Annotated in this window: 26 protein-coding genes; 13 read left to right on the forward strand and 13 right to left on the reverse strand. The window is 43.2% G+C overall.

Annotation, left to right across the window (positions count from 1 at the left end; translation table 11 throughout):
- Positions 1-224 precede the first annotated feature (224 nt).
- Positions 225-1241 (reverse strand): hypothetical protein, encoded by a 1017-nt coding sequence (locus tag F6J94_RS10075; protein ID WP_293039576.1) that lies wholly within the window; start codon positions 1239-1241, stop codon positions 225-227.
- Here F6J94_RS10075 and F6J94_RS10080 point away from each other — a divergent pair.
- Positions 1225-1440, forward strand: coding sequence for a hypothetical protein (locus F6J94_RS10080; protein ID WP_293021053.1), 216 nt, complete (start codon positions 1225-1227; stop codon positions 1438-1440). The two genes, F6J94_RS10075 and F6J94_RS10080, sit on opposite strands and share 17 nt — an antisense overlap.
- A gap of 34 nt (positions 1441-1474) precedes the next feature.
- On the opposite strand, the gene F6J94_RS10085 is transcribed toward F6J94_RS10080, so the two are convergent.
- The 7 genes from F6J94_RS10085 to F6J94_RS10115 all read right to left on the reverse strand — a co-directional run bounded on the left by F6J94_RS10085 (position 1475) and on the right by F6J94_RS10115 (position 6277).
- Positions 1475-2458 carry a DMT family transporter gene (locus F6J94_RS10085; RefSeq protein ID WP_293039578.1) on the reverse strand — a complete coding sequence of 328 codons (984 nt, stop codon included), beginning with the start codon at positions 2456-2458 and terminating at the stop codon, positions 1475-1477.
- A 235-nt stretch (positions 2459-2693) separates the two neighbouring features.
- Positions 2694-3467, reverse strand: coding sequence for a hypothetical protein (locus F6J94_RS10090; RefSeq protein ID WP_293039580.1), 774 nt, complete (start codon positions 3465-3467; stop codon positions 2694-2696).
- Entirely contained in the window at positions 3464-4513 is a 1050-nt protein-coding gene (locus tag F6J94_RS10095) for a Rieske 2Fe-2S domain-containing protein (RefSeq protein ID WP_293039582.1), read from the reverse strand. Before F6J94_RS10095 ends, F6J94_RS10090 begins: the two co-directional genes overlap by 4 nt.
- Positions 4514-4520: 7 nt before the next feature.
- Positions 4521-4658: a hypothetical protein gene (locus F6J94_RS10100; RefSeq protein WP_293039584.1), complete on the reverse strand. Its 138-nt coding sequence runs from the start codon at positions 4656-4658 to the stop codon at positions 4521-4523.
- Positions 4659-4744: 86 nt separating this feature from the next.
- Positions 4745-5257 carry a hypothetical protein gene (locus F6J94_RS10105; protein ID WP_293021061.1) on the reverse strand — a complete coding sequence of 171 codons (513 nt, stop codon included), beginning with the start codon at positions 5255-5257 and terminating at the stop codon, positions 4745-4747.
- 12 nt (positions 5258-5269) lie between these two features.
- Positions 5270-5539, reverse strand: a complete 270-nt coding sequence (locus F6J94_RS10110; RefSeq protein WP_293021063.1) for a hypothetical protein — start codon at positions 5537-5539, stop codon at positions 5270-5272.
- 291 nt (positions 5540-5830) lie between these two features.
- Positions 5831-6277 (reverse strand): YraN family protein, encoded by a 447-nt coding sequence (locus F6J94_RS10115; protein WP_293021064.1) that lies wholly within the window; start codon positions 6275-6277, stop codon positions 5831-5833.
- Positions 6278-6321: 44 nt separating this feature from the next.
- On the opposite strand from F6J94_RS10115, the gene F6J94_RS10120 reads away from it, so the two are divergent.
- From F6J94_RS10120 to F6J94_RS10135, 4 genes are all read left to right on the forward strand, one after another.
- On the forward strand, positions 6322-6669 hold the full coding sequence (locus F6J94_RS10120) for a hypothetical protein (RefSeq protein WP_293021065.1): 348 nt from the start codon (positions 6322-6324) through the stop codon (positions 6667-6669).
- Positions 6670-6902: 233 nt separating this feature from the next.
- The gene (locus F6J94_RS10125) at positions 6903-7268 is read left to right on the forward strand and encodes a YtxH domain-containing protein (RefSeq protein ID WP_075902592.1); all 366 of its coding nucleotides are present in this window, start codon (positions 6903-6905) and stop codon (positions 7266-7268) included.
- 544 nt (positions 7269-7812) lie between these two features.
- Entirely contained in the window at positions 7813-9429 is a 1617-nt protein-coding gene (locus tag F6J94_RS10130; protein WP_367142186.1) for an RNA-guided endonuclease InsQ/TnpB family protein, read from the forward strand.
- Positions 9430-9576: 147 nt separating this feature from the next.
- Positions 9577-10146 carry a DUF948 domain-containing protein gene (locus tag F6J94_RS10135; RefSeq protein WP_293021066.1) on the forward strand — a complete coding sequence of 190 codons (570 nt, stop codon included), beginning with the start codon at positions 9577-9579 and terminating at the stop codon, positions 10144-10146.
- A 293-nt stretch (positions 10147-10439) separates the two neighbouring features.
- Here the strand turns inward: F6J94_RS10135 and F6J94_RS10140 are convergent, their stop codons facing one another.
- Positions 10440-13421, reverse strand: a complete 2982-nt coding sequence (locus F6J94_RS10140) for a hypothetical protein (RefSeq protein WP_293039585.1) — start codon at positions 13419-13421, stop codon at positions 10440-10442.
- Positions 13422-14579: 1158 nt separating this feature from the next.
- Here F6J94_RS10140 and F6J94_RS10145 point away from each other — a divergent pair.
- The 3 genes from F6J94_RS10145 (at position 14580) to F6J94_RS10155 (ending at position 18107) form a co-directional block, all read left to right on the forward strand.
- Positions 14580-15926, forward strand: a complete 1347-nt coding sequence (locus F6J94_RS10145) for an ABC transporter substrate-binding protein (RefSeq protein ID WP_293024316.1) — start codon at positions 14580-14582, stop codon at positions 15924-15926.
- A 607-nt stretch (positions 15927-16533) separates the two neighbouring features.
- Entirely contained in the window at positions 16534-17058 is a 525-nt protein-coding gene (locus F6J94_RS10150; RefSeq protein WP_293039586.1) for a hypothetical protein, read from the forward strand.
- Positions 17059-17096: 38 nt separating this feature from the next.
- On the forward strand, positions 17097-18107 hold the full coding sequence (locus tag F6J94_RS10155; protein WP_293039587.1) for a carbohydrate ABC transporter permease: 1011 nt from the start codon (positions 17097-17099) through the stop codon (positions 18105-18107).
- Positions 18108-18417: 310 nt separating this feature from the next.
- On the opposite strand, the gene F6J94_RS10160 is transcribed toward F6J94_RS10155, so the two are convergent.
- The gene (locus F6J94_RS10160; RefSeq protein ID WP_293024322.1) at positions 18418-18567 is read right to left on the reverse strand and encodes a hypothetical protein; all 150 of its coding nucleotides are present in this window, start codon (positions 18565-18567) and stop codon (positions 18418-18420) included.
- A 56-nt stretch (positions 18568-18623) separates the two neighbouring features.
- On the opposite strand from F6J94_RS10160, the gene F6J94_RS10165 reads away from it, so the two are divergent.
- A complete protein-coding gene (locus F6J94_RS10165; protein WP_293039588.1) occupies positions 18624-19511 on the forward strand; it encodes a carbohydrate ABC transporter permease in 888 nt (295 codons plus the stop codon).
- Between the two features lie 109 nt (positions 19512-19620).
- On the opposite strand, the gene F6J94_RS10170 is transcribed toward F6J94_RS10165, so the two are convergent.
- Complete coding sequence (locus F6J94_RS10170) at positions 19621-20328, reverse strand: hypothetical protein (protein ID WP_293039589.1); 708 nt, start codon at positions 20326-20328, stop codon at positions 19621-19623.
- 124 nt (positions 20329-20452) lie between these two features.
- Between F6J94_RS10170 and F6J94_RS10175 the strand changes: the two genes are divergently transcribed.
- Positions 20453-20551, forward strand: coding sequence for a cytochrome b6-f complex subunit PetL (locus F6J94_RS10175; protein ID WP_293024328.1), 99 nt, complete (start codon positions 20453-20455; stop codon positions 20549-20551).
- Between the two features lie 146 nt (positions 20552-20697).
- Here the strand turns inward: F6J94_RS10175 and F6J94_RS10180 are convergent, their stop codons facing one another.
- Both F6J94_RS10180 and F6J94_RS10185 read right to left on the reverse strand, forming a co-directional pair.
- On the reverse strand, positions 20698-21624 hold the full coding sequence (locus F6J94_RS10180; RefSeq protein ID WP_293039590.1) for a histone deacetylase: 927 nt from the start codon (positions 21622-21624) through the stop codon (positions 20698-20700).
- A gap of 76 nt (positions 21625-21700) precedes the next feature.
- The gene (locus F6J94_RS10185; RefSeq protein WP_293039591.1) at positions 21701-21841 is read right to left on the reverse strand and encodes a hypothetical protein; all 141 of its coding nucleotides are present in this window, start codon (positions 21839-21841) and stop codon (positions 21701-21703) included.
- A gap of 341 nt (positions 21842-22182) precedes the next feature.
- On the opposite strand from F6J94_RS10185, the gene gyrA reads away from it, so the two are divergent.
- From gyrA to F6J94_RS10200, 3 genes are all read left to right on the forward strand, one after another.
- Positions 22183-24792 carry a DNA gyrase subunit A gene (gyrA, locus tag F6J94_RS10190; RefSeq protein WP_293039592.1) on the forward strand — a complete coding sequence of 870 codons (2610 nt, stop codon included), beginning with the start codon at positions 22183-22185 and terminating at the stop codon, positions 24790-24792.
- Positions 24793-24907: 115 nt separating this feature from the next.
- Complete coding sequence (locus F6J94_RS10195; RefSeq protein ID WP_293039593.1) at positions 24908-25474, forward strand: Uma2 family endonuclease; 567 nt, start codon at positions 24908-24910, stop codon at positions 25472-25474.
- A 233-nt stretch (positions 25475-25707) separates the two neighbouring features.
- Positions 25708-25892 (forward strand): hypothetical protein (locus F6J94_RS10200; protein WP_293039594.1); only part of this gene is annotated, 185 nt, incomplete at its 3' end.

The following is a 25892-nucleotide window of genomic DNA, read 5'->3' on the forward strand; positions in this document are numbered from 1 at the left end:
TCTGTTGCCTGCAGCGATAGACTCGTTATAAATAGATGCAATTGCTTGAAAATCAGTATTTTTATATTGCCTTACCAGAATGTTGGGAGGCTCTGGTAAATCTGCACAGAAATTCTCTTTTTTATTTGACATTTTTCTGCACTTATTTTTTTTGCCCTAATTATTTCCTCGCTCTCAATTATAATTTAGAGAACTAAACACTCCTAATCTTCAACCAAACACAACTATAGCTTTTTTCTCGGCTTTCGAGAAAACTCAATCATCCAGGTGAACAATCGCTCCATTATCGATTGGTTAGTTAACAGTTCTAATCTAGCAAAGCCACCAATATTTCCTCCATTGATTTCGCTAATGCACCAGTTCCCCTCATCATTCATCAAAAAGTCATATCCCAAGGTATGTATACCCCGACAGCGATAGTGTTCAAAGGTGGCGTCAATTGCTTCTTTTTCTTCAGAGCTGATATCTGATAAAAAACATTCTCCATCTACGCTGACATTATGCACCCAATGACCACTTTTCGAGCGGCGGATATAGGCACCGTAAATTTCTCCATCTACCACAACAATCCGCTTATCTCCCGCATCAACTCGCTGCAAGTATTGCACAAATTGTAGTGGTTTGCCTGTGGAACCTTTTAGATAATTCATCACCTCGGAAAAGTTAGTAAACTCCCTGGTCCGTGAAAACGGATTGTCCACTAAAAAATGACCATTATGATACCAAATTTTAAAAACTCCTCTACCACCACAACTATTATATCGCTTAGCCACAATAACTTGGTGCTTTTCAAAAAAAGTCAATGCTTCCATCCAGCTATCGGTTACTACCATGTCTGGTGTAAATTTACTAGCTACCTTGAGCAGGAATTCTTGCTGAATTTGCTCATGAATTCCCGTAGGACTATTGACAAATTTTACAAAAGGCTCCCACAATCGTAGTCTATCTAGATATCCTTCAGGAAAAGGCTTTAAGGTGCGACAAAATACCAAGTCAAACTCCTCTAGCGATCGCCAATCCCGGACTTGTGAATCTAATTCAAGAAAGGTAGTGTAAGGTAGTATTCCCTTCACCGGAGCTACCTGAATCAATTTAGTATTTGCTCCTTGGGTGAAGACGCCCTCAGTAGGGATGTGGAAGAATTCAAATCGTTCGTCTACCGCTAGCCGTTGGTAAAAGATGGGTATGTCCAGTAACGGACTAGAGTATCGAGAAGGATTGCAAATGGAAAGTAATTTCATCTTACATTACTTCTTATATTACTTCTTACTTTCATTAAATTACAAGCTGATTAAACTATACCGATTGCTAAGTCTTTTCTACTCCTTTGATGGCAATTATCATACTGATGAGGTACACCGATTTTTGTCCCACTCCCTACTCCCTACTCCCTACTCCCTACTCCCTACTCCCTACTCCCTACTCCCTACCCACTCCTAGTAACTACCTCAGTGAATTTAGAACTGCTATCTACTTACATAGAAGATGCAGAACTTTCTCCTCTAGCTGCAATTTCCTTTATCGGTTGGGGCTGTTGTTTACTAAAGTTAGTTATCGACACTCCAATCATGATCACAATAAATGCTATTACTTGCATCAGTGAAGGGCGTTCTCCATTGAGAATTAGCGCATAAACTATCCCAAATACGGGGGAGAATACAGTCCACTTACCTACCGTCTTCGAGTCTAACTTTTCCAGGGCAGCGTACCATAGAAATTGGGTAATCACGATGATAATTAGCGCATAGATACTCATCACCATCCAAAGCTGACCTGAAAAGACATCTCCAAAATGAGACGGGCCAAATAAATAACTAGCGATCGCGAAAAATATTACAGCTGATATAAAGTTACGGCTGAAGACAATTACCGACAAACTGTTGTGTTTAGAAAGGGTCAACTTGCCGATAATCGAAGTAACTGCATACAAAAACGTTGATCCCAGGATTAAAAGGTCTCCCTGATTGATTTGATAATTACTGCTTGTGAAAACAATAGCAACAACACCGACGCCAATCAGAGAAAAGCCAATCCATTCCCATTTCAGAATACGCTTGCCAAAGAAAATTGCTCCTGCCAGAGCATAGAGTACCGGACCAAATCGCCCCAATAAGACCGCATTGGTGACAGTAGTGTGTTGTAGTCCCAGGAAAATCAGTGCAGACAGTAAGGCTGCTAAACAACCATTAATAAACAGTCCCAGAAGCAGCTTTACATTCAACTTTCTGAGTTCATTTAGAATAGGAATCGCTCCAAAAAAAGCCACCACTGCCAAAGAGGCACAGAGATTGCCAACAAACAGAACGTTACAAAACGATATTGGTGTTTCCTTCCCGCCACTGAGCATACTAGCGTTGGCAATTAGGAAAGCAATCACCGAGGGTCGCAATGCTGCCAGGGCCCGGGAGACAACTAGCAGCAATTTGGGATTAAGGTTATTGATACTATTGGCAATCATTTCCGTTATTGAGGAAGAGTGGTGTATCCTTTCCTAGAGAAGCATTAGTCCAGTAATCAGAGCAATGGGTAAATCAATGACTAGGTAACACCTAAAAGGGGGGGATAGGAATACCTAAATCTATCCTTTTCTGTTAATACATATATCAGATCATTTGTCAAATTCTCTACAAGCGTGGGGAATCGGAGGAGTGTGAGTAATTCCGTTACCCATCGATTGCCCATCATCCCCAGGTTTACTGAGTCACCAGCTCATAACTTTCCGGGTCAGCCTTGAGAACAAACATATCCCCATATTGAACTACTTCCCCAGTGATGCGGATAGGGTCAGCTACCTTATCCAAAATCCGGGAGTTAATCGCCTGGTTTTGCCGATCTACTAGGAGCAGATAAAGATTATCCCCCTGCTGATTGTGTACTAAGAACACCGGAGGAACACCACCACTGATGCAGCGAATGGCACAGGAGCGATGGGTTTTAGTTTGTCCTGGTTTCATCACCCCTGGGTAGCATTTACTGTCTAAAATCTCTCCTAAGAGGGAGAACTCACCCAAAGATTTACCCGCATCCGGTTTCACTGCTCCGGACGGAGGGTCAATTGCCTCTGCAGAGCGAGCTGCTATCACCGTAAGGTTGTTGCGATAAACTGGACTACCGGTTAGCTTGACCCACTTTCCCACTTGATCCAAGACGCTGGACTTGGGTGAGGTTTTTCCCGGACCCGTGAGCAAGTAGCGAGAGTAGGGGGCTTGGGAGGAGGTATCCCCTGGACGGGGTACCAGCAAGTGAGGAACAGGTTGTCCTAACAGCAACCCTTCAAACTCTTGAGCCTTATTGACCTTTCCAGAATTAAACTGGTAATGAATTAAGGGGAAGACAGCCCCTAGAATCAGAATCACCAGGGCTAAGACCGGAATCAATATTAACAAAAACCGTTTGATGCCGGTCGGCACCTTACCATAACCGATATAAAATTCATCGGTGTTTTGACCTTCGCTGTTGGTAGTCACCTCTGTTCCTCCATAGCAATTACAGCAGGACTAACGCTGGTACCAGGAAGGTTCGGTATAGTTTTCACCAAAATGCGATCGCCTTCTAACTTAATATCAAACGTAGGGATTTTTTCTGTAAAGGGTGGGGGGGAAGCACCATTTTCTGGTAGATACTGGTAGCCGTGCCATGGACAGGTGATGCAGCCATCCACAATTTTTCCCTCCCCTAGAGGGCCATTCTGATGCTGACAGACGTTGGAAACCGCAGAAATCTTACCGTCATACTTAAAAATTGCCACCCGCTCGCCTCCGAGAGTGACTATCTTAGCTCGATTTTCCGGGATTTCTGCGATGCTGCCCGCATCCACAAATTCTTCGTTTCCTGTAACAAGATCCTGATTGTCCCGCCCGAACTCCCGAATCCCTGCTGCCAAATGCACTCCCACAATCCACACTAGTCCAACACCAACAGCAAGGGTCAGAACTGGATGCTTGTTAGTTTGCAGTGCTCCTAGCAGGACATGACCTGTCAGTAGTCCGTAGGCAAGATAAACGCTCATATGTAAACCTTTCCAAACCGGAGCCGTTAGGTTAGCCAGCCAGAAATCGTGGCTAGTGGCTGCCATTAGGAACAAGATCACCAGGGGAACAAATCCCAAAACCTGGAAGGGAAAGCGAATAAAGGTAAGATAGTTAGTATTGCTCAGAAACAGACTAACCAGAGGTTCGAGATTGCCGAAGTCGTGGTACCATTGCAGGCCAAGGCGGGTGTGCTGGAGAGCCAAGAAGAACATCGTAACCCCCATATGACGCCGATTGTAGAGCAGGGGATAGAATTTTGGGCTCAGGCGAGTTAGCGGACCAATGGATAAGATGACGTGCAACAGGATGAAAGCAGCTGAGCCAAAGGCGCGAATCCTGACTCCCCTGATGTCGATGTTGCTATCGAACCACTGGGTAACATTGATAAAAAGTACAATATAAAGGATAACTAGGCTCAGAAGGATAGCATCGTAAATAAACTTTTGGCGGTTCCACAGAACAGCTTTATAGGCAACACTCATTGTTGTACTAAATGTTAATTGCTATTGCTATAGCGGTTTTTAAGCTAGTAAGGTACAATTTTTTGGCTTTTAGGGAGCAGGGAGCAGGGAGCAGGGAGCAGTAAAGTCGGAAGAGGAAAGAGGTAAAAAGTTTTGTGTACCTCATTAGGCTAAAAACCGCTATATTGATCATTATTCATTGGTAATTATTCATTATTAACTATCAGTAAAATTTCGTTTATTTACTAAGCACTAATAACGATAAACTGTAGTCAGTTTTGCTCGCAATGGTAGAGCTGCAATAAGCTTCTGTTGCCCCTGGCTGTAGATCAGCAAATGTCCCGCTTTACCTCGCACACTGCCAGGAAGCAAAAATTGTTTACGAGATAACCCTGCCAGATTGCCTAGCAGTATAGAGCGATCGCTAATTTCTGTGGGGGCTTCCTTAGTAGCTTCCCAATACAGCAAGGGGTCAGGAACTTGGAGCAAAGAATCAGACTTCAATTCCATGACCAGTTTGCCTTGGTAATTGACAAAGGTTTCAACATGAAACCGAAATGTTCCATCCTCAAGTTTAGTTGAGCCAATTTCTTTTCTGGGTTGGGTTTGTGTCACGAACCCTGCCTGTGTAAATAATTTATTGGTAGCTACATCCACTGGTTCGTAACTAGGACGCAGTAAAATCCCTGCCAAGAAGCACACTGGTAGGACAACTGCTAGTACCACAAAGGAATAAAAGTGAGTTTTACGGCGAGCGAGAATCATAGCATTTCCCTTTCAGGTCAGTCGTTTGGCCGATATACGGTGAGCATTGCGTTCAGTCGGAAGAGTTTTTCCTCTCAACAGGCGAGTGGCAAACATCGGCCAGAAGGCAGTCACACCGGGAATGATCATAATGCGAAAGCCGATCGCCCATCCATGGACATTGGGATCAACCCGTTGCACCCCAAAGATGACGAAAGGAACCGCAAAAATCAAACCAGCGACCAGGTAAACGCGGAACAGTTTTATGATCCACTCGACCATAGCAATGGTGAGGCTTTCCATTTTTCTACTCTTGAGGAGTGATGGATATGATTCAGTTTATACCAAGCTATGACAATGGGTATCTGTTTCTTATTTAAGATTAGGTAATACTGGAGAATCTGTCTGCCTGAAAAAATCGTATGTTTGTGACACTCCCACCTGGGAAGCCTCTCAAGGTTTGTTGAGATAAAGGGCGCTCACTATTGCCTTGAAGCAAGTCCCGAAAAAATCAGGCAAAAGCAAGCCAAAAGGCAATCTTGACGATTAAGAAAGGATGAGCTAGCAGCCAAACCCAACACCCAAGCCGAGTAGCTAATCAAAAGCTGACTGCATGTAGTGTTGTAGAATCAGCTTATACCCTGCCACCAATACCGGTTGAGCTAGCTCAACGATCGGAAATTCGATCTCTTGATCTGTGGTTGTAGACTGTAAAGGTTGCTTCAGGCACTGGCAACGGACAAGAGCAACATCAAATCGGCACGGTAAATTAGCTAAATCTGGATGTTCTGACAGAAATAACTCAGCTGTACGCCGGAGTTTAGCTTGCTTTTGTGGTGTAATTGCTAGGATACCATCAGCATCCCAATTCCCTCGACTGCGAGTTTTAACCTCGACAAAAGCCAATCCCACCAGGTTTCCTTTGGCAATTAGGTCAATCTCTCCCCATCGACAGCGCCAGCTATGGTTTAGGATGACCCAGCCTTGGCTTTGTAACCACCTAGCGACTAACTTCTCTCCTAGTTGCCCAACCTTAGCCATACTATCATCATTTTAAAGTCAATTGTATCACTGGTATCTTGATTATGATACTTGTAATCGTTATTAACATTCTGCTCTCCCTCTTGTGTCTATACATTGCTTGCCAAGTGTGGCGATTGGGACAGTGGCTTTCATCTATCGCTAATCGCTTGGAAAGGCTTGAACGCCGTATCTATAACAATTTATATAGTGCTCCCAAGGCAATTGTTCTTGGGCAAGTAGGTATTCATGGTTTGAGAGAGCAGTATCAAAAATTACAGCTTCAGCTACACACACTCAAGCAAATTTTTCTACTGTTGGGTATGCTTCAAAAATTTGGAGGATTTAGGTGGCGCTTTAGTTATAAACCTACTAGCAAGAACAGCTTAGTGCCTCGAGAGCGATCGCACTAGTATCGGGTTATGACTAGTATCGGGTTGTAGTATTCCCAGCATAGCCCTCACCAAGCCCAAGGGGCAACTTAGATCAGTCTCACCGTACCTGTCGTGAGAAACCCTACACTCTTAGCCTACTAACTACTGATCAATTATCAAGCTACTTGTAGGATAATAAACCAAAACCATTTACTATTAAAGTTTTATCCATCCCATTTATCTAAAACTGTTGTAGGAAAACAAATCAAAAGATGTCAAAAAAAAGTGCTGGAGCATTTATCGGTGGCATGCTATTGGGTAGTGCCGTAGGAACAGTGGTAGGGTTACTAATTGCCCCCCGTACTGGTCGCGATACACGCAAGCTCTTGAAAAAATCGGCGGATGCCTTACCCGAATTAGCCGAAGATCTTTCTAGCAGTGTGCAACTACAGGCAGATCGCCTTTCCGATTCCACACTGCGTAACTGGGATGATACCCTAGCTCGACTAAAGGTAGCGATCGCAGCAGGTCTTGAAGCTTCTGTGGCTGAAAAAGCTTCTGTGGCTGAAAGCGTAGAGCCAATAAAGTCCGAGTCGGAAGTTGCCGCAGAGTCCAACTCGTCCGCTAATCAACATTAGCTTTAGGCATCCCGGACGGGGGGTAAGAAGGTCTACTTCTTGTTTTGGTGTTGCCGATTGGCCAGATGTCATGGGTTTTTTCTTACTTCCCCTTCTTCCGCTTCTTCCCCCTCTTCCCCTTATCCATAAATTATCTCCCTACAAGGACAACGCCCTGTTTTTGTGTGGGCTAGCCGACTCGCGAAGATCGGAAATGGAAAAATTTATCATAATGCTGCAAGTATTAGCCAATAATATCACTAAACCTTGTCAAATACGTTGTCAAATGTCACGAAAACTGATAGCATACAATTGATTAAAGTTTGGGCGAGCTTAATGGTGTTTTCTCAAGGGTGTTTTATCAAGACTTCACGCTGGCTAGTCAGTTAAGTTGACTTAAGCTTAATTACTGAAGGCGAGGGTTGTGTGACAGTTAGCAAAAGTGTCAACTAATATTACAAAATCTACAACTAATTGGTAGATTAGAGCCATGGCACTTGTAGCCGACCTAAGGCGGTCGAACTTACGGGACTCTCGAGGAACACTTTAAGGAAGTACGCAGACCATGGGACGATCAAATGTGAAAAAACGCCAGGTGGAACCAGATTGTTTGACACCGAAAGCTGGCTTAGCCTTGGACGACGACAAGCAAGACAAGCAGTTACTATCTGCTATTGCCGAGTCAGTAGTAGCAAACAATTTGACGATATCGCCAGGCAAATCGCATACATGCACTCCCTCTTCCCGGAAGCGGAAATCATCAAAGATATCGGCTGTTGACTCAACTACAAGCGAAAAGGTCTTAGAGCCATATTGGAACGAATTATGCGCTGTGATCAGCTCACGATTGTTGTTGCCTGTAGAGACCGACTTACCCGATTTGGGTTTGAACTCTTTGAATACTTGGTCAGTCTCAACGGTGGAAAAATCTTGGTTCTCGACCAGCCTGAAAGTTGTCCGGAATCGGAACTTACCGCAGATATTATCTCCATTATTCACGTCTTCTCAAGCCGTGTCCACGGACTCCGAAAATACGGCCAAAAAATCCAAGAAGATTCGAGTGTTCCTAAACCCTGAACAGCGCTCAATGATTCGTCAGTGGTTTGGGGTTTCCCGTTATGTTTTCAATAAAACCGTCAAAATACTTGAAAATGGCGAAGTAAAAGCTAACTGGTTTGCCATTAAGACTGATATATTAAATGACCTTCCCGACTGGTGCAAGGCAGTACCTTATCAAATCAAATCAATAGCGATTAAGGATGCTTGCACCGCCGTTAGGGAGGCCAAGAAAAAATACAATTTGACTGGGCAGTTTAATCGGGTTAGATTTAGGTCTCGCAAGAATCCCGTTCAATCTTGCTACATCCCTAAGTCGGCTGTTTCGGCTCAAGGAATTTACCACACAAAGTTAGGTGAATTAACTTTTACTGAAACACTCCCCGAGAACATCTGTGATTGTCGATTAACTAGCACCAATGGGGATTATTACCTAGTAGTCCCTTACAAAACAGCTCACCTTAAGACCGAAAGCCAAGGTAGAGTAGTTGCTTTGGATCCTGGTGTTAGGACTTTTTTGACATTTTTTAGCGAGACTTCCGTTGGAAAAATTGGCCATGGCGACTTTTCTAGGATTCAAAGACTTTGTCAACATCTAGATAATCTGATCTCAAAAATCAGTAAGGCTAAAGGCAAGGGAAAATATCGAATGAGAAAAGCTGCCAGGCGGATAATAATCAAAATCCAAAACTTTATCAACGAGTTACATCACAAGGCTGCCAGATTCCTAGTTGACAACTTTGACGTAATATTGCTTCCAACATTTGAGACGTCTCAGATGTCCAAAAAGCCGAATCGGAAACTTAGATCTAAAACGGTTCGTAATATGCTCTCTTTTGCTCATTATCGGTTTAAAGAGTTCCTTAAGCATAAAGCAAGCGAAAATGGGAAAGTTGTTGTTGATGTCTGCGAAGCTTATACCAGCAAGACCGTCAGCTGGACTGGTGAATTAATCAATATTGGTGGCAGTAAAATCATCAAATCAAAAATCGATGGCCAGATGATGGATAGAGACATCAATGGTGCTCGTGGAATTTTTCTGCGGGCTTTGGTAGATACACCCTGGCTGAGCAATCAGCTTGCATTGGCGAGCCAGAATTTGCTTTTGGTAGATTCTGGTAGCTAAAAAGTATCGGCTTGAACAAAAAAGTTGTAAACTCCGATTTTCCATTGCTAGTTACCGAATCATAGCATAGATTAACCTGTATAATAAATCAACGGTCATCACCCCTCTCCCCCATAGACGGGGCTTCCCAACATCCTAGGATTTTTTGTGATTGATCCTCTATTTTGGCTCGGGCTGTCCTTTCTGCTCGTAGCAGTTAGTTTAACCGCTGTTTTGGTAACATTATTGCCTGCTGTACAAGAGTTAGCGCGGGCAGCTCATAGTGTGGAAAAATTAGCTGATACCCTAAATCGGGAATTACCACCGACCCTAGAAGCCATTAGGCTGACAGGGTTAGAAATCAGCGACTTGACCGATGATCTTAATCAAGGAGTCAAAAGTGCTGGTCACGTGGTTCAACAGGTTGACCACAGTATCAGCAGTGCTAAAAACCAAGCCCAAAAAGTCAAAGAGAATACTCGTAATGTGGTTAAGGGTGTCAAAGCTGCCTGGAAAACTTGGAGGGGTACCTCACCACAATCTTCTAGGTCAATGGATTCCCTACCATCATCTCACAGAAAAGCTCTAGAACTTCTTGAGACTGATGAACGCTCATCACAAGTTAATCAGCATTGGCAAGGAAGAAATAACTCTAACCATAAAGAGGTCAATAAGGCTACTCGTGAAACCTCTAATGACGGAATCCATGATAATTCCATCCATGATAATTCTTTTTAACGAAGGCAATACCAAGACTCGAACCTGAAGACTATACAGAATAAATAAATAATAAATGTAATGCCACCCTTGAGTTTATAAACTCAAGGGTGGCATTATCCCGTTTTTGTTAATGTTTGGTTAATGGATGAGAAATATAGTTAGTCGGTAATTGGTAACTGGTAAACAAAAGCAGATAAAAGTATAGCAATCCTATTAAATTAAAACATGCAGAAAAATCAGTCCGACTCTGGGTAGATTCTTCCCCATCTTCCCTAACTTCGGTCATCTTGCCAATCTTACAACTGGTCAGATTAGGAAAGAAATTCAAGTCTACTGCTGACATCACTCACAGATACATCGTGTAATACTGCAATCAAATCATTCTTAAAATATAAAGCTGTGCTACCGGGTAACCCATTATCAGCGTCAACCAAATCATATTGATCCGCTACACCATAGAGCTGAATGATGTCTTTAGATTCTAAGTCATAAATCTCTGCATAATCATTGTCGCCCTTACCCTGGTAGAAAGCGCGATGATCATCTCCTAGGATAAAAGTATCTGACCAAGCTCCACCAACAAGAACATCAATTTCACCATTACCTCGGGAACCATTTCCAACTCCATTGAGGGTGTCATTACCGGAACCTCCAATCAAAGAGTCGTTACCAGAGCCACCCTTAAGGAAGTCATGGTGCTGCCCACCGTCGAGGAGGTCATCACCCAAACCTCCGATCAAATAGTCGTTGCCAGAGCCACCCTCAAGACTATCATGGTTCCGGCCACCGTCGAGGAGGTCATCACCCGAACCTCCGATCAAATAGTTATTCCCAGAGCTACCTTTTAAGGTATCATGGTCACTCCCGCCATCAAGACTGTCATTACCCGAAGCTCCAATCAAATAGTCGTTACCAGAGCCACCCTCAAGGCTGTCATTTCCCTGGTCTCCTCTAAGGTAGTCATTGCCAGAGCCACCTTTGAGGGTGTCATTTCCCTCACCTCCTCTGAGAGTATCATCCTCTGTCCCAGCCTCGATGAGGTCATCACCCGAACCTCCGCTTAGAGTGTCCTGACCTGAACTACCTTCTAGGGTATCGTTACCCACATCTCCCATGATCCTATCATTGCCAACACCCCCAAAAAGGTAGTCATCTCCCTGACCACCTCCGAGAGTGTCATCATTATACCCACCATAGAGATTGTCATTGCCCCAAGTTCCTCTGAGAAAGTCGTTACCGGAACCTCCAACAAGAGTGTCATCCTCAGAACCTCCTGAAAGAGTGTCATGACCCGAGCCACCAATTAGTGTGTCATTATTGCCATTACCCCAAAACCTATCATCACCATGACCGCCTTCAAGCCGATTATCGTAACGGTCTCCCCTAATCGATTTGCTTTTCCAATTCTGGTTAAGGACTTCAATGGTGAAAGTTTTCTCGTAGCTTTCACCCCCCTGGTCGGTGGTGCGGATTTTGATCGAGTGACTAGAGTTGATATCAAAGTCTAAGAGGTGGCCATTTTTGACTTTTAGTTGATCGTCAACAATTTTAAAGCGACCTTGAGCATCATCTAATAATTTATAAGTATGGCTATCTCCGGAATCAACATCCTTAGTAGTCAGCTTAGCAATGGTAGTGCCATTTTTACTGAATTCTTTGACACTCCTGCCATCAAGGGTGATATCCGTCGGAGCAAAATTCTGGTTAAGAACCTCAATGGTGAAAGTTTTATCGTAGCTTTTACCTCCGGAGTCGGTGGTGCGGATTTTGATCGAGTGACTAGAGTTGTCATCAAAGTCTATGAGGTGGCCATTTTTGACTTTTAGTCGATTGCCATCAATTTTAAAGCGACCTTGAGCATCATCTAATAATTTATAAGTATGGCTATCTCCGGAATCAACATCCTTAGTAGTCAGCTTAGCAATGGTAGTGCCATTTTTACTGAATTCTTTGACACTCCTGCCATCAAGGGTGATATCCGTCGGAGCAGTGTTGGTAGGTTGAGGCTCCTCTGCCACATACTGAACGTCGCTAATATTTGTTATGGTGTCCGGAATAATAATCTCTTCCCATACAGGTGGTTGACTATCCTCCTCGAAGGTAATGTTAAGGCGATCGCTTTGAGAGACTGCATAGTAGTCTTTGAGGGTAATCGAACTATCCCAGCCTAGATCAAGAATCAGGTCATAACCCTCTTGAGTTTGGGTTACACTAGAGGAAGCATATTCGGAAAGATCTAAAGTATCTAGATAGTTCCAACCTTCAATAATATCATCACCCGTGGAAATTCCCAATTCATAACCGCTAAAGATATTGGCTGCACTATTGGCAATGATGTAATCGTTACTGCTGGAGTTGATCAGATTGTGAAAAATTGTATCGAATGCGATCGCAGTTCCAGATTCAGACGTAAGGTATTTTGTTCCGCTGTCATCGGTCCTAGCTTTATAAGAGCTACCATTGTAAGAGTTTTGGGTGGTTATAATACCCCCCTCATTCATATCAAAGTGGTAACCTGTATTCAAAAAAGCCAGGTTTGAAAAGTCTAAAGTATTTTCACCACCACTATCCCAGAGGGTTTGCTTAATCGGTTTGGTTGCACCATAATCCTCACTACCATCTGTGTAGTAATAAACGCTGTCAAAGGAGTAAGTAGTATCCCCGTGGTTATACTCCCTAGCTCCATAGATTAACTGTAATGCTTGAATGTCGTAAATCATTGGGGTAATCGCTGATTTCCCAGCAAAGTTATACGACATTACTGTGTTGGTGGTATTGTCCTCGTTAAAGGGCAAAAATGGACCGTGATCATGGTCCTCGTATTTATTAGGATGTTTGAAACCCAGAGCATGTAATGTCTCGTGAATCAGGGTCATGTAGCCATGATTCCCTGGGTCGTCAGCAAATCCGTTTCCGTTCTTACCTGTGGTGTCGTAGGCTGGGTTCAAATGCACATCCCCGGCCACATCCCACCCATTGCCGAAATTGAAGTTAAATCCCTCAGGCAAATAGGCATAGGAATAGCCCGGACCATCAGATACCATGTAGCGCAATAGACCATAGTCTGTTGTCGTATCTGGTACCTCATGGAAATCAACATCAAGGTATCTTTCCAGAGTTTCGAAGATGCTTCTGATATTGTCTTTGGTTTCTTCTGATATCTCTGAAACCCCCGTTTCATCTCCGTAATAAGAACCACCGTTGGCATTGTTATAGAAGCTGTAGCTGATAGTCTGAGTGTCCCAGTGAGCAACACTCAGAAGTGGATGAGTTGAGGAAAATGTGTCAGACATTGCTTTTATTTAATTCTTACTGCTTGACAAAGCCTAGTTACGGGAATGATTTGGTCGTCAGGGAACTTCCTGATTGTTGATGTTTAATGGCTTATTGCCAGTTGCCATGAATCGTAGCTATAACCCCATTCGATAACTAGTCAAACGCACTGAATTTCATAGGGTATTGGGTTACAAACCATAAAATTTACCTAGTTAAAATCCCTAATATTAAATTAATCATGAAATATCTCTGTTTCCGTTCAAGGTTGATATGTGTATATTTTTTTTGGGGGGGTTTATTTTTTACGGCTTATATGCAAAAGTCAAAAAAACGTAAATTAGTACAAAAATCAGAAATTTAAATAAATTAAATATAAATCAATTAAGGTAGTATTTTTCAGTATTAACTATGAATGTTTATTTAAAGCAAGCACCATTAATATCAGATAGCGTTTTTATTTGATTTGTGAAAAGACTACCTTAGTAAAATACAAAATACAAAATGCAAAACGCAATAAGGGCAACAGCTCCAGAGTTTTAGTGTCCAATAAAAAAAGACATCCTACGTTTACATCTCATTTATAAACCCTATAAATAAAGCCTAGGGATAGGGATAAACTCTCAAAATTGTCCAGTTTACGTCGAACTCGAATCCTAGTTATGTGAAGTTAGTATAAAGTTCTAACAAATAGATAGAGGCTAAAATCAGTAGTTTTTCTAGGTCACCGTTTATTGGTAAGCATATGCGCTACGCGCACGCTGCGCGAACAGCATTGAGCATTCAGCATTCAGCTTAAGCTTTTTTTGTAGGTGATGTCGCCATGATGCCCTTTTGTTCGGTTCGTTCTGTTGCCAGCATCATGAATGGCTGATAGCTGGCAACCATAGCATGGGCTTAGTTGCGTAGGGTGCGTAGGGTTGGTTAAGGGCGGGCTCGCCCTCATTTTATCGGTAGCTAGTGTTGGGACAGTCGGTCCCGTAACACACCACCTAGTAGGCTGAAGGTTTACGTTGATCAAGCCTGCCTTTCAAACATAGAGTCTTTCATCTGTGTATTCTGATTTCTCAAGCTTCCCCTCCCTAAGTTGTTGCTCAAGTCATTGAGTGGGGTTATCTTAGAACGGAATTGTACTCACAGTATGAGTGTCATTATTTGCTAAGGCTCATAATTGAAAGATGTTCAGACCCAAATTATGGATCAAGATAGGTTTTATCGAGCATATAGGAGAATTTTTTGCGAAATTTAGAACTAAACCGGCTCCTAACACGGTATTTCCTACTGTATTTCTAGGTTTATCTTTAGTTTTAGTCGCCTGTGCCCCCAAGGGTGGAGACCCTAAAAGCAATACGGTTACTATCCTGGGAGTAATGACAGGGGAAGGGGAGCAAATCATGGAACAGATACTAGAACCCTTCACTAAAGAAACGGGTATCAAGGTGGTGTATGAAGCCAGTAGTGATTTCGCCACCCTCCTACCTGTGTTGGTGGAATCTGGAAATGCTCCCGATCTTGCCATGTTCCCTCAACCGGGTTTGATGGCTGACTTTGCTAGGGAAGGTCAACTGGTACCTGTAGATACCTTCATGGACAAATCTCAGTTATCTGCTGCTTATTCTCAAAACTGGCTAGATTTGGCAACTGTCGATAGTAAAGTATACGGGGTGTGGATTAGGGCGGCGGTCAAAAGCTTAGTTTGGTACAATCGAGCTGCGTTTAAGGCAGCTGGTTACAAAATCCCTACCACCTGGAATGAAATGATGGCACTGTCCGATCAGATTGTGGCAGATGGCGGTGTCCCTTGGTGCATCGGAATAGAAAGCGGTGCGGCTACAGGATGGGTTGGTACTGACTGGATTGAGGATATTATGTTGCGCACGGTTGGTGGGGAAGTGTATGACCAGTGGGTTGCTCACAAGATTCCCTTTAATCACCCAGCGGTTAAGAATGCTTTTGAGCAGTTTGGCAACATTGCCCTTAATCCTAAGTATGTGTTTGGTGGCACTGTTGGTATTATTAGCACTCCCTTTGGTGACGCAACTGCACCGTTATTTGATAACCCCCCAGGTTGCTATCTGCATCGCCAAGCTAGCTTTATCACTAGCTTCTTACCTAAAGATGTAGCGCTAGATAAGGATGTGAGTATCTTTCTGTTACCGGGTATTAAACAGGAATTGGGAGTGCCAGTGTTAGTGTCTGGTATTGTGACTGCTATGTTTAAGGATACTCCAGAAGCACGGAAGTTGATGGAGTATTTATCAACTGCCCAAGCCCATACTATCTGGGCAAGTCAGGGAGATTATGTCTCACCCCATAAACAGGTTAGTTTGGATGCTTACCCCAATGACATTGTTAAACGTCAAGCGGAAATCTTAGCCAATGCGGATATGGTGCGCTTCGATGGTTCGGATATGATGCCAGGAGCCGTGGGTACCGGGACATTCTGGAGTGGCATTGTTGATTATATTGGTGGGACAGATGTGGATACAGTTCTGAAAACTATTGAGGACAGTTGGCCAGATTAAGTATGAGGAATTAGGGATTAGTCATTGTAAAAAAAAATATTTATTTAAAATCGCCTTCTAATGTTACTTTAGCACAATTGCCAAATCGGTAACTATAATATCAAGTCTGGTTGAATACCCATAATTAAGGGGTCCGGGCGCGGGAAGTGTGGCCAGATGGGGGATATTTTTATTAAGGGTAATTATCCTGACATGATATAAGATACTGAAATCAAATTAAGTCAGTTATTCGCCACCATTTAGCGAAAGGGACAATAGCGGCGTTTAGGCATTAATTACGATTAAATCTCTGAGTACAATATCAGCGCGCTTCGCTCCGCTGTAACGGCAATCCCTTGGGGTGTAAGCAGGCAGGATATAGTAGGATGTCAGTGACTACTATAAATTTGGCTTTGCTGAATAGGGGGTACTCAAGTATAGTTGGAGCAGTTACCGATTAACGATTACCGATTACCTTTGGATCTTCCATAATTGAGCAACACCGTAAGTTTAGGATTACCCCTTTAGGCCAAACTCAAGTTTAAATAAGAAATAAGCTATGGATACTAGTCAGATTGATAAATTTGTTTCCTATTGCCAAGGTTAACAGCCACAAAGTGAAGAAGATATGAGACGTTTTTTTATAGGGGTTATTGGTTTTCCCTATGATCAGGAACTGCTATTACAGGCATATCTATTTTTCAAGATCAACTCATTATTTCCAACCTGTAGTCAGCTCATCCTGTTTGAAAAGGCCCTAATCCAAGACTATACAAATTTAGGTAAAGTAGATTTTGTTTATCTTAGTAAAAACAAAAAAATATTTTTAATTGAAACTAAATATATTGATACTGCAGCGACAGGAAAGCACGAAAGAACTAGAAGAAATAAGCATAGAAATAAGGTAGTGGAACAAGTCATTGATTGGAAATACAAATTGAGGGATTATTGGAATATATCAACTAACCAAATTCATTGTGGAGTATTTACAACCGATCCACAAGTAGGTGATCGTGCAAGGAGCACTGACATTATCGCTAAATCAATATCTATCTATGAACTGGAACTGTGGCAAAAAAATTATAAATTTTATAATTTAGAGCATGGCAATAAACGGGATTCGGTGAGAGATTTATATGAGGTGATCAAGTGATAAGGTGATCAGGTGATGAAGTGATGAGGCAATGAAGGATGGTATTGCTCAAAATAGTTACTTTCATTCTCGCCGTTGTCATAGGCTGTGGTGGGGTGATAGCTTTATTATATGGCATGAATGGCTTGGTAAATCAGCTACCCAATAAAACGCGATTGACCTTGGCCAAAAGGCCACGCTACGCGAACGGTCACGCTACGCGAACGCATTTTGTGGCTTGGGTATACTTAGCCCCTGCTTTAGCATTACTAACCGCTTACCTGATTCTGCCGACCCTCAATACTATCTATATCAGCTTCTTGGATAAGCGATCGCAAAATTTTGTGGGACTGGACAATTACATCTTTGCCTTTACCAACCCTACTATGCTAATCGCTTTTCGTAACAATGTCCTTTGGTTGGTATTGGTAACAGGGTTTAGTGTAGCATTGGGTTTAATTATTGCGGTGCTGGTGGATCGGGTACGCTATGAACCCGTAGCCAAGTCTATAATCTTTATGCCAATGGCAATTTCCTTTGTGGGGGCTAGCGTGATTTGGCGATTTATCTATGCTTTTCGTCCAGCTGGCTCAGAACAAATTGGCTTACTCAATGGCATTATTACCAGTTTAGGATTTGAGCCTGTAGGTTGGTTAGTGGAGCGCTCGATTAATAATTATGCTCTGATTGTGATTATGATTTGGTTGCAGACAGGGTTTTGCTTGATTTTGCTCTCTGCTGCCATCAAAGGTATCCCCAAAGATATTATCGAAGCTGCACGGATAGATGGAGCTAGTGAGTGGCAAATCTTCTGGACAATTACTATTCCGATGATACGAGGGACTATTGCTGTGGTTGTGACTACTGTAGTAATAGCGGTGCTGAAAGTCTTTGATATTGTCTGGGTGATGACCGGTGGTAATCAAAATACGGAAGTGATTGCGTCTCGTATGATTAAGGAAATGTTCAATTATCGGAACTTTGGACGAGGTAGTGCGATCGCAGTTATTTTATTACTAGTTATTATTCCGGTTATGATTAGCAATATCCGTCGGTTTCGAGAGCAGTAGAACAGCCGTTGATAGTAATATATAATTATTATTTGAATTGTGAACATACTCCCGCTTGGGAAAGGCAAGAGGGAAGAGGCAAGAGGCAAGAGTTAATCAAGTAGCGATGCAGCAAGGGAACAGGTGAGCCAGTGAGGCCAAAGGGGATTTCCCCCATTCGCGACTGCATCAAGACATAGAAGGATTTTGGTTAAGGTCAAAAACGGTAATTATTATTTATTATTTCTAATTGATTTAGAAATGTTATAGTATTCAGATTAAAGTTAAAATTTGATTCTGATGGCGTCACCGAGTTAAGCAACTGTTCTAGCTATGGTTGAAATTCTATAAGGCTTGGGGTGATGCGATGCTCCTTTGGAGCCGCTTCGCGAACGCATCTTGCCCAGTTGTTTTGCCCAGTTGTTTTGCCCAGTTGTTTTGCCCACTTGTTTAACGACTGCTGTTGTGGGATTGGTTGCACAAAGCGCTTATCTTGGCAAAAAATAGACTAATTCCAGACATGACTTTAACCCAGCTATGGCACCAAAACCGCTCTTTGTAGCAAAATCCCAACACCTACAGCAATTCTTCTGGAAAATCCCGATTCATCTGACCCTGATTACCATCTCCTTGATCTGGACTCTACCCACTGTTGGCTTGTTCATTAGTTCCCTACGCTACCGAGATGATGTGCTCAAAACCGGTTGGTGGTCAGTCTTCCAACACCCCTTCAATTTCACCCAATACCACCTGGGTAACTATATTGATGTGATTACCTCCGAAGGGATGGGACAGGCATTTTTCAATAGTCTGGCTATCTCGATTCCCGCTACAGTTATTCCGATTGCGATCGCTACTTTTGCTGCCTATGGGTTTGCTTGGATGAAATTTCCTGGTCGCCAAGTCCTGTTTATGGTAGTAGTTGGCTTGCTGGTAGTCCCGTTACAGATGACTCTGATTCCGGTATTGCGAGTCTACGGATATCTAGGACTTTCCGGTACATTATTAGGTATTTGGTTAGCCCACACAGGCTATGGTTTGCCCTTAGGAATTTATTTATTGCGTAATTATATTGCTAGTTTGCCTCAGGAGTTAATCGAAGCAGCAGCAGTGGATGGTGCGTCTCATCTAACCATAGTTACCCAGCTGATTGTGCCTCTATCCATGCCTGCGATCGCATCATTTGCCGTGTTTCAATTTCTCTGGGTCTGGAATGACTTGCTAGTTGCTTTAGTCTATCTCGGAGTTACACCAGACGTTGCCCCGTTAACGATCCGATTAACAAATATAGTAGGTTATCGTGGGCAGCAGTGGCATCTTCTTACCTCTGGTGCATTTATCACAATGATTGTACCACTGATTGTGTTTTTTGTTCTACAGCGGTACTTTGTGCGGGGGATTTTAGCCGGTTCGGTTAAGGGTTGAAACTCTTATCTATAGCAGTTTTTAATTACCAGAAGTACTTTCGTCCTGGGTTGCGCGGGAGTAGGGAGTAGGGAGTAGGGAGTAGGATTCAGTTTATCGAGGGTGAGATTCAGGGCTGACCTACTTTAGGTAATTCTGTTTCATTGGAGAGAGCGAAATTATCTAAAGAAACCTTTGCTGAATAGGCAATACCATCCCGCTGGTACAAAATTAATAGGCTATTTGCGTGTTTGACCTTGTAACCCAAAAATCTATCTACTCCACTTACTACTTCCTGATATTCATTACCATTGGGATGTGTAAATGCTATTGTTATACTATCATTGTTTGTTAATCTTCCATCACCATTGGTATCTTGTTTAATAAGGTTGTATAAAACGGCTATAACTGGTTTAGATTCAACCCTGTTATTAGCTCTATCATTAGTTTCTGAAATGAAGCTATCGCTAGCAATTAAATAGTCATTCTTAGCAAATAGCCATTTGCTTTTACCTGTTTCACTATCCAAAAACAAATAGTTTCTAGTTGAGCGTGTCGATTTGCTATAATAGGATTGGGTATAAGATTGGTCTGAGTAAAGCGGCACCATTAGATAGGTTGTGCCATCAACTTCCCTGAGATTACCCAGCTCCCACTCTTGAGACCTTGAGCTATCGTCATCGACATTAACAATGTTAATCCGCTGCCGCTCTCTCGTAGTGCTTTTGACTATCTCGATAGCAGCAAAAGCCAAAACCGCTATTGCTAGCAATCCAGTAGCCATAATAACAATAGCATTAAAGCGCCACACAAAACGAAAAAATTTCTTGTCGTCCATGATTGTTCACCGTTGACAGCTGACGGTTGACTATTGACGGTTGACTATTGCTCTGAGGAATAAGACTCAATATGAGGTAAAATTATGTAATATTATTACACTAGTCAATTTTTGGGAGAATAATATGATATCTGCAGCAATCGCTTACTTTGGAATTCTAGCTGCTGCCACTGTTGTGGCTTTGACTCTATTTTTTGGACTTAGAGCAGTTAAGTTGATATAACTACTGTTGTTTCCAAAACAATTAAGGCAGTATGGCGGATTTAAACATTTAATTGTTTTGAGTATAGCCGCCTACTGTAGCGCTATAGTTAACCAGCTATGCTATAATTAACCAGCTATACTTATAGCTATCTATACTTAGCCAGATCAACTCTCCTTGGCCAAACAAGGTTTAATTGTTGCTACCACCGACTGAGCTAGAGCAGTGAGTTCATACCCGCCCTCTAAACCAAAAACAATCCGACGAGTTAGTTGCAGACAATACTTGGTAAATAGCCCATAATCATCTGGCTGCAAGGCAATATTTGCCAAGGGATCGGCGGCATTAGCATCATAACCAGCACTGACAATCAATAAATCTGGCTGAAATTTGGTTAAAAAGGGCATCACTTTCTGTTCAAACATCGGCTGGTAATCTGCTAACGTGCTGCCTGGTGCCATGGGAAGATTAAGGACATTATTGTGAAACCCCTGTTCACTGGCTTGGCCTGTACCAGGATAGCAAGGGGATTGATGAAGGGAGATGTAGGCAATGCGAGCATCTCGTTCCACAACATCTTGAGTACCATTGCCGTGATGGACATCCCAGTCTAGGATGGCAACTCGTTCGACTCCCGATTGCTCTAAGGCATAGTAAGCTGCGATCGCAGCATTGGAAAATAAGCAAAACCCCATCCCTCTCTGACGTTCAGCATGATGACCAGGGGGACGGGCTAGAACAAAGGCTGAATTATTGGTAGTGAGGACTTGATCTACCGCATCTAGCCAAGCACTAACGGCGAGTAGGGCAACATCGTAACTGCGGGGGGATATCCCTGTGTCCGCATCTAACCTGCCACCATTACTCCTAGCTATTTCTTCAACTGTCTCAATGTAGCGCTGGCTATGAATTTGTTGTACTAGAGGCATCACTCGACGAGTTTCTACCGCTGTCGGTAACTGCCACTTAATTTGGTCAGCCCAAGGTGCAGCTTTGATAGCATCAACAATCGCAGTTAAACGTTCTGGTCGTTCTGGGTGAAACCGACCGTTATCGTGTTCAAGAAACTCATCGGAGTAAATGACAGGAAACATATTATAGCACGATTCAGCCAAAATGATGGAAAAACGCTTTAGGTCAAGGTACTTGTGAATAGATTAACCTTACCGATTACTTCATCAGGTGATCCCTAAACAGACCAAACACGACACCAAAGCCGATTATAGCTAGAGCGAGGCTGATAGGGATTAAATCTGGTCTCAAAACGATGGCAAAAATAGCTAAGCCGATCAAAACATAGGATAGTTTCATCAAAAACTCCTTAGTCGTTGGGAACCTCTGAGGTTTAGTCAGGGGAGGAAAACAATCTGGTGGCATAAACCGCCAGTCAACATGAACAAGAACAGGTTAATTTTCTAAGCTACCCTAGGAAATTTTCTGTCTTTTTCCCATAATTTTTGCACAAGAAGCGCGAATCTGCTCATTGTCTAAGCCTTGCCCGTGGTTCTGTTACCGGCTATAGTCGAGATTTTGTGTTAAAATTTAAAAATAACCAGCCAAATTTGGAAAAAAAAGGTGTTAAAAGCCTCTTTTGAGAGATTTTAACCGATTTATTTAGCAAAATCCTCGATAATAAGGGAGTTTGTCCAACTATGAGTACATCCCAAGAACGCATTGTCCCGACAAATTTGCGGAACGAAATGTCCCGGTCTTATTTAGAATACGCCATGAGCGTTATTGTAGGTCGGGCATTACCAGATGCCAGGGATGGGCTCAAGCCAGTACACCGACGGATTCTCTATGCGATGCATGAGCTGGGCTTAAGCCCAGACCGTCCGTTCCGCAAATGCGCTCGTGTGGTGGGGGAAGTGTTGGGTAAGTATCATCCCCATGGGGATACTGCTGTTTATGACGCTTTGGTGCGCATGGCTCAGGATTTCTCCATGCGATCGCCTCTGATTAATGGTCATGGAAATTTTGGCTCAGTAGACAACGACCCCCCAGCGGCAATGCGTTACACAGAGTGCCGCTTGCAAGCGATCGCTACCAATGCCCTACTTCGGGACATTGAGTCAGAAACTGTAGACTTTGTTGATAACTTTGACGGTTCCCAGCAAGAACCGACTGTCTTACCAGCACGGATTCCCCAATTACTGCTCAACGGCTCATCGGGGATTGCTGTGGGTATGGCAACCAATATCCCCCCTCATAACCTGGGAGAGTTGGTGGATGGCTTAGTCGGCCTGATCCATAATCCCGAAATCACTGATAAGGAGTTAAGGCGGTATATCCCTGGTCCAGATTTCCCCACTGGGGCACAGATTTTAGGAACATCGGGTATTAAAGATGCTTACACCAGTGGTAGGGGTTCTATCACCATGCGAGGTGTGGCAGAAATTGAAACCATTGGGCAACGAGGTCGTCCAGACAAGGAAGCCATTATTATTACTGAGCTACCTTACCAAACTAATAAGGCAAGTTTAATCGAAAAGATTGCTGAATTGGTTAATGATAAGCGTATTGATGGCATTTCCGATATTCGGGATGAAAGCGATCGCAATGGCATGCGCATCGTAATCGAACTAAAGCGCGATGCTTATCCCAAAGTTGTCCTGAATAATCTCTACAAGCAAACCCCCCTCCAAACCAATTTTGGAGCAAATATGCTAGCCCTGGTGGGCAATGAACCCCAGTTGCTGACCATAAAGCAGTTCTTAAACGTTTTCCTGGATTTCCGCATTGAAACCATTACCCGACGGACTCAATATCAATTGCGCAAAGCTGAGGAACGGGATCATTTACTGCAAGGGTTACTAATTGCCCTAGATAGCTTAGATGCTGTGATTGCGGTGATTCGGGGGGCGGCGGATACGACTACAGCACGAGGACAATTAGTTACAGAATTTAGTCTATCTGAAGCCCAAGCTGATGCTATTTTGCAAATGCAGCTGCGCCGTCTTACTGCTTTGGAAGCCCAAAAGATTCAAGCTGAGCATGAGGAATTACAAGTTAGGATTGCGGATTTAAGGGATATCCTAGCTCGCCGAAGTCGCATCCTGGAGATTATTGAAACTGAAGCCCAGCAACTGAAACAGAGCTTTGCCACACCACGCCGCACACAAATTCAACAGGTTGAAGGGGAACTGGATGATACTGACCTGATTGCTAATGAAAAAGCTGTGATTCTGCTGACTGAGCAAGGGTATATCAAACGCATGCCTGTGGATGAGTTTAGAGCTCAAGCTCGGGCAACTCGTGGGAAAGCTGCTGCCAGAATTAAAGATGATGATGAGGTAGAGCATTTCTTCACTTGCTGCGACCACGATAGCATTTTATTTTTTAGCGATCGCGGTGTAGTCTACTCTCTCCGTGCCTACCAAATCCCCGCTGCATCTCGCACCGCCAGGGGGGTACCGATTGTGCAGATGTTACCCATTCCCCACGAAGAAAAAATTACTTCTATTGTACCGGTATCTGAATTTACAGATGATGAATATCTAGTCATGCTAACCCATAAGGGTTACATCAAGAAAACTGCTCTAGATGCTTTCAGCAAAATTCGGGCAAATGGATTAATTGCTATTTCCCTCGGGGAAGGAGACCAGTTGCGGTGGGTACTTCGTGCTAGGGAAGAAGACAGCATCATAATTGGGTCTCGTCATGGCATGGCAATTCACTTCAAGTGTGACAATGATCAACTCCGCCCCCTCGGTCGTGCGACCAGAGGAGTTAAGGCTATGAAACTCAAGGGTGATGATGAATTAATCGGTATGGATATTTTGTCCGGTCAAATCATCGCTAGTCTAGCTGCTACTGAGGATTCAGAGGAAGAGACAGAAGACCTTAGTGATTCTGAGATGGTGGAAACAGCGGCTCAGGGTCCTTGGGTATTAATTGTCACCATGGGAGGCTATGGCAAGCGGGTACCGGTATCCCAATTCCGGTTACAAAACCGTGCTGGTATGGGAGTTCGCTCAACCAAATTCCGTTTACCCAAAGACCAACTGGCAGCCCTACAGGTAGTTAATGAAGGGGATGAATTGATGATAGTCACTAGTCGAGGCATTATCATTCGTCAAGCTGTGGATGCTATTTCTCCCCAATCCCGGATGGCAACTGGGGTCAGAGTGCAAAAGTTAGATGACGAAGATGCGATCGCAGCGGTTGCTTTGGTTCCCATTTCAGATCAAGAGCAAGAAATGGAAGAGCAGGAAATCGAAGAGCCACAAACCGAAGAGCAGCAAGAGTCAGTAGATCAATAACAATAGGCCACTAGAAATAAACCTAAAATAGGTTTTTGTAGACGGTTGACGGTTAACCGTCTACAAAAACCACCTTAACTACACTAATAAACCGGTTCTCTAGGAGGCAACTCAAATGATTCAAACTGCAAAAAAGTTTTACACATTTGAAGAGTATCTTTCCTACCATGATGACACTGACTACAAGTATGAGCTTGTTAATGGAGAGCTTATTGCTATGCCACCTGCTAGTGGACTACATGCCCTGATTATGCTTTTTTTATTCAAGCAATTTGATAGAGAAATTGAGAGGGTTAGTTTAGATTGGGTTGTTATGCCTGGTAATCTTGGGGTTCGCATAGCTGAGAATAAATCTAGAATTCCTGATTTAGTCATTATCTCAGAAAGTCAGCGGCAAGCTATCCGTTCCATGTCATCAGCGGTGCTGGAATCAGCACCACTACTAGCAGTAGAAATTGTCAGTGCAGGTAATCCCCAAGATGATTACCGCTACAAGCGTTCTGAATACGCAGTGCGGGAAGTGCCTGAATATTGGATTGTTGATCCAATTAAGTCTAAGGTCTCGGTTTTGCGTTTAGTTGATGGGTTTTATGATTTGACTGAATTTACAGGAAATCAAAAAATTGAATCAGAAACATTTCCCGAGTTAGCTTTGACAGTTGAACAAGTATTGGCAGCTTAGACTAATTGTTAAAAATGAAGTAGTAACTATAAAGTATTAATGCTGATTTTGCTATTTAAAATATCCTGTTACCTATCCCCTTTTTATATTAATTAAAGGTTTACATATCAAATAAAAATGCTAGAGATATAGCGTTTATAGGACTCATGAGGTACATTCTTATTTGACGTTGATTCCCTTTTAGGTGCGCTTGACCCATTAAGAATTAAATTCGCCACGGGTCGTACCTCTTAATGCAGCGCATCCCTATTCTATATTCTCTATTCCCCTCTTGGGAGGGGTTAGGGGTGGGTTCCTGCTCCCTGCTCCCTGCTCCCTGCTCCCTGCTCCCTGCTCCCTGCTCCCTGCTCCCTGCTCCCTGCTCCCTGCTCCCTGCTCCCTACTCCCTGCTCCCTGCTCCCTGCTCCCTGCTCCGAGC

It is taken from the genome of Moorena sp. SIO1F2, assembly GCF_010672755.1.
Taxonomy (GTDB): domain Bacteria; phylum Cyanobacteriota; class Cyanobacteriia; order Cyanobacteriales; family Coleofasciculaceae; genus Moorena.

Bases quoted from the DNA above. Each gene is read 5' to 3' on its own strand.
- F6J94_RS10140 (WP_293039585.1), bottom strand. From the start codon at position 13,421: ATGTCTGACACATTTTCCTCAACTCATCCACTTCTGAGTGTTGCTCAC.
- F6J94_RS10170 (WP_293039589.1), bottom strand. From the start codon at position 20,328: ATGGACGACAAGAAATTTTTTCGTTTTGTGTGGCGCTTTAATGCTATT.
- F6J94_RS10075 (WP_293039576.1), bottom strand. From the start codon at position 1,241: ATGAAATTACTTTCCATTTGCAATCCTTCTCGATACTCTAGTCCGTTA.
- F6J94_RS10120 (WP_293021065.1), top strand. From the start codon at position 6,322: ATGATACTTGTAATCGTTATTAACATTCTGCTCTCCCTCTTGTGTCTA.
- F6J94_RS10150 (WP_293039586.1), top strand. From the start codon at position 16,534: ATGAGACGTTTTTTTATAGGGGTTATTGGTTTTCCCTATGATCAGGAA.
- F6J94_RS10085 (WP_293039578.1), bottom strand. From the start codon at position 2,458: ATGATTGCCAATAGTATCAATAACCTTAATCCCAAATTGCTGCTAGTT.
- F6J94_RS10165 (WP_293039588.1), top strand. From the start codon at position 18,624: ATGGCACCAAAACCGCTCTTTGTAGCAAAATCCCAACACCTACAGCAA.
- F6J94_RS10175 (WP_293024328.1), top strand. From the start codon at position 20,453: ATGATATCTGCAGCAATCGCTTACTTTGGAATTCTAGCTGCTGCCACT.
- F6J94_RS10125 (WP_075902592.1), top strand. From the start codon at position 6,903: ATGTCAAAAAAAAGTGCTGGAGCATTTATCGGTGGCATGCTATTGGGT.
- F6J94_RS10100 (WP_293039584.1), bottom strand. From the start codon at position 4,658: ATGAGGTACACAAAACTTTTTACCTCTTTCCTCTTCCGACTTTACTGC.
- F6J94_RS10110 (WP_293021063.1), bottom strand. From the start codon at position 5,539: ATGGAAAGCCTCACCATTGCTATGGTCGAGTGGATCATAAAACTGTTC.
- F6J94_RS10145 (WP_293024316.1), top strand. From the start codon at position 14,580: ATGTTCAGACCCAAATTATGGATCAAGATAGGTTTTATCGAGCATATA.
- F6J94_RS10180 (WP_293039590.1), bottom strand. From the start codon at position 21,624: ATGTTTCCTGTCATTTACTCCGATGAGTTTCTTGAACACGATAACGGT.
- gyrA (WP_293039592.1), top strand. From the start codon at position 22,183: ATGAGTACATCCCAAGAACGCATTGTCCCGACAAATTTGCGGAACGAA.
- F6J94_RS10095 (WP_293039582.1), bottom strand. From the start codon at position 4,513: ATGAGTGTTGCCTATAAAGCTGTTCTGTGGAACCGCCAAAAGTTTATT.
- F6J94_RS10115 (WP_293021064.1), bottom strand. From the start codon at position 6,277: ATGGCTAAGGTTGGGCAACTAGGAGAGAAGTTAGTCGCTAGGTGGTTA.
- F6J94_RS10105 (WP_293021061.1), bottom strand. From the start codon at position 5,257: ATGATTCTCGCTCGCCGTAAAACTCACTTTTATTCCTTTGTGGTACTA.
- F6J94_RS10130 (WP_367142186.1), top strand. From the start codon at position 7,813: ATGGGACGATCAAATGTGAAAAAACGCCAGGTGGAACCAGATTGTTTG.
- F6J94_RS10155 (WP_293039587.1), top strand. From the start codon at position 17,097: ATGGTATTGCTCAAAATAGTTACTTTCATTCTCGCCGTTGTCATAGGC.
- F6J94_RS10080 (WP_293021053.1), top strand. From the start codon at position 1,225: ATGGAAAGTAATTTCATCTTACATTACTTCTTATATTACTTCTTACTT.
- F6J94_RS10185 (WP_293039591.1), bottom strand. From the start codon at position 21,841: ATGAAACTATCCTATGTTTTGATCGGCTTAGCTATTTTTGCCATCGTT.
- F6J94_RS10195 (WP_293039593.1), top strand. From the start codon at position 24,908: ATGATTCAAACTGCAAAAAAGTTTTACACATTTGAAGAGTATCTTTCC.